The organism is Hyphomonas sp. (assembly GCF_040882205.1).
GTDB lineage: Bacteria > Pseudomonadota > Alphaproteobacteria > Caulobacterales > Hyphomonadaceae > Hyphomonas.
Genome location: NZ_JBBEBT010000248.1, coordinates 1 through 2,679, shown reverse-complemented (window position 1 = coordinate 2,679; position 2,679 = coordinate 1). Strand labels below are relative to the sequence as shown.

3 protein-coding genes are annotated in these 2,679 nt (G+C 66.1%); all 3 read right to left on the bottom strand.

The window, feature by feature from the left end:
- Window positions 1–1,525 (bottom strand): apolipoprotein N-acyltransferase (gene lnt / locus WEA77_RS10520; protein WP_368067832.1); only part of this gene is annotated, 1,525 nt, incomplete at its 3' end.
- 7 nt (window positions 1,526–1,532) lie between these two features.
- Complete coding sequence (locus WEA77_RS10515; protein WP_368067831.1) at window positions 1,533–2,393, bottom strand: CBS domain-containing protein; 861 nt, start codon at window positions 2,391–2,393, stop codon at window positions 1,533–1,535.
- On the bottom strand, window positions 2,386–2,679 hold a 294-nt coding region (gene ybeY, locus WEA77_RS10510), incomplete at its 5' end, for an rRNA maturation RNase YbeY (protein WP_368067830.1). The genes WEA77_RS10515 and ybeY, both read right to left, overlap by 8 nt.

The window sequence follows — 2,679 nt, the reverse complement described above, 5'->3', positions numbered from 1 at the left end:
GGCCATAGCTGGTCGTCCAGCCTTCGGGCGCGGTTTCCGCCGGAAGGGTGCGCATCGTCTCGCGGCCATACCCGTCGACGATGCCGGACGCGCCCCGGTTGGCGGCGCGCACCATCGGCAATCCGGTCTCGATCGCGCGGTAACGGTTCTGCGCGTAGTGCTGGGCGGGGCCCATGCCAGCTCCGAACCAGGCATCGTTAGAAACCAGCACGATCCATTGCGCGCGGTCGGTCAGGTTGGCGCTGCGGGTTATTTCCGGGAAGAGGCCCTCATAGCAGATCAGCGCCACGAAAGGTGGCAGGCGGCCGTTCTGGATGGCCGTCGCCCCTGCCCCGGGGCGGAAGCCAGAGGCGGCGAGACGCTGGGTGGTGGGCGGCAGAAGCGTTGCGAACTCGCGTCCAAAAGGGATGAAATCCACCGCCGCCAGCTCGCCGAACGGCACCAGCCTGTGCTTGTCATAGAGCGAGATCGGGCCGCTCTCGTTGGCGGAAGCATCGAGCACGGCGAGGCTGTTATAGTAAACCGGCGTGTCCTCGGAGAACCATTCATAGCGCGTAGCGCCGACGATCAGTGTGCGCTCGCCGATATAGGAGGAGATGGCGTCCAACGAGGCGGATTCCTGCAAGAGGAAACCGGGCACGGCGCCTTCCGGCCAGACGACGATGTCGCCGGGGCGGCTGTCCGGATAGGTCAGCATACGGATGTATTCAACCAGCACTGCGCCGGGCTCCATCCGGTCCCAGTCGGCCTGCGGCACGCCGGCGTCCATGATCACAACCTGCTGGTCGGTCATTGCGGAGGGCGCGGCGGTACGCTCGGCGCCCCAGGCCCAGCCGAAGGCGAGTGCGACGACCGCTGCAAAGGACGGCGCGAGGCGTAGCCCGAGGCCCTTGGCGTCGCGCGTGTCGACGAGGGCAGCGGGCGCGGCCATGACGAAGACGGTGAGCAGGGTAAGCCAGTAGACGCCGCCGAGGGAGGCGGACTGCGAGAGCGCGCCTCCGGGAATCCAGGTGGTACCTGGCAGGTTCCAGGGAAAGCCGCCGAAGAGATGGCCGCGCACCCATTCGGAGAGCGCGAAAAAGGCGGCGAAGACAAAGATGCGCGAAGGCGAGGCGGACCAGAAGGCGCCGGCCATCGCGGCGCAGGCGCCCCAGATCAGGCCCATGCCGGCGGGCAGCACGATCAGTGGCAGCCAGATGAAGGCGAGGTGCTGTTCGGGGTTCACCAGGAAAGGCATCGCCGTCCAGTGCATGGAGACGAGGAAGAAGCCCGCGCCGAAGGCCCAGCCGCGCAAGGCAACCTGGCGGCCCCATCGCGCATGGGCGCGCGCGCCGTCGATCATCCAGACGAGCGCGGTAAAGGAAATTACCAGCACGGCGCTGAAATGGAACGGCGCAAAGGCGAATGCGGCGAGCGCGCCGAAAACGGCGGCGGCAACGCCGGCGCGCCAGCCGGTCAACCGCGCAAGCGACTCGTGAAGTGGCCCCAGAGCCGTGAAGCCGTGGCTGCGAACAGCGGTGGACATTAAAACTCTACTCCTCGGGGTACGGGGATGCGGGCGGCTCCGGCAGGCGGAGCTTCAGCCGGCGGATACGGCGCGTGTCGGCTTCCATGATTTCCAGTTCGGCGCCGCCAGGATGGCGCAGGATCTCGCCGCGCAGCGGAACCTTGCCGGCGAGCGCCACAGCGATGCCGCCGAGCGTGTCAATTTCCGCATCGCTGTCGACGAGGCCGAGATCGACGCCGGATTCTTCGGCGAACTCGTCGACTTCCATGCGGGCGTCAGCTTCCCAGACGCGGGCGCTGCGGCGCAGGAACATCGGCTCGTCGTCGTCATGCTCGTCCTCTATATCCCCAACGATGACCTCCACGAGGTCTTCCAGCGTCAGCAGGCCGTCGGTGCCGCCATACTCGTCGACGACCAACGCCAGATGAATGCGGGTTGCCTGCATCTTCACAAGCAGGTCCGTCAGCTTCATCGAGGGCGGGACATAGAGCACTTCGCGGTGGAGCCGTTCCAGAGGGCGTTTCGGCGGCGTGCCTTCCTTGGCCAGCTCGCTGACGACGTCCTTTATGTGGACGAAGCCGATCGGGTCATCCAGCGTTTCGCGGAAGACCGGGAGACGCGAATGCGTGACTTCGGCAAAGAATTTCAGAAGCTCGGGAAATTCTGTGCCCGCCTCGACGGCTTTCATCTCGGCGCGCGGCACCATGACGTCATAGACGCGCAGCTTCTCGAATTCGGCGACCCGGATCCGCATGACCTGCGGTGCGCCTTCCCCGCCGGTATCGGCGGCGGAGGTCTCCGGCTGGGGCGCCGGTTTGCGCCGGAAGCCAAAGAGGCCGCGTAATCGCCCGGACGAAGCGGCGTCAGAAGAATCAAAATCACTCATCTGGGCCTGTTTCGCTCAAGAGGTAGGGATTGGCTATACCGAGCGATGCAAGCGCCCTGATCTCGCGCGCCTCCATCACTCCCGCTTCGGCCGGGGTCTCGTGGTCATGGCCGAGGAGGTGCAGATAGCCATGGATGAGGAGATGGGTCAGGTGGTCGGCCAGCGCCTTTCCCTGCACGGCCGCGTCCCGGGACGAAACTCCGTAAGCGACCGCAATGTCGCCCAGAAGAGGCCGGTCCATCGGGAGTGCCGGGAAGGAGAGCACGTCTGTGGGCTTGTCCTTGCC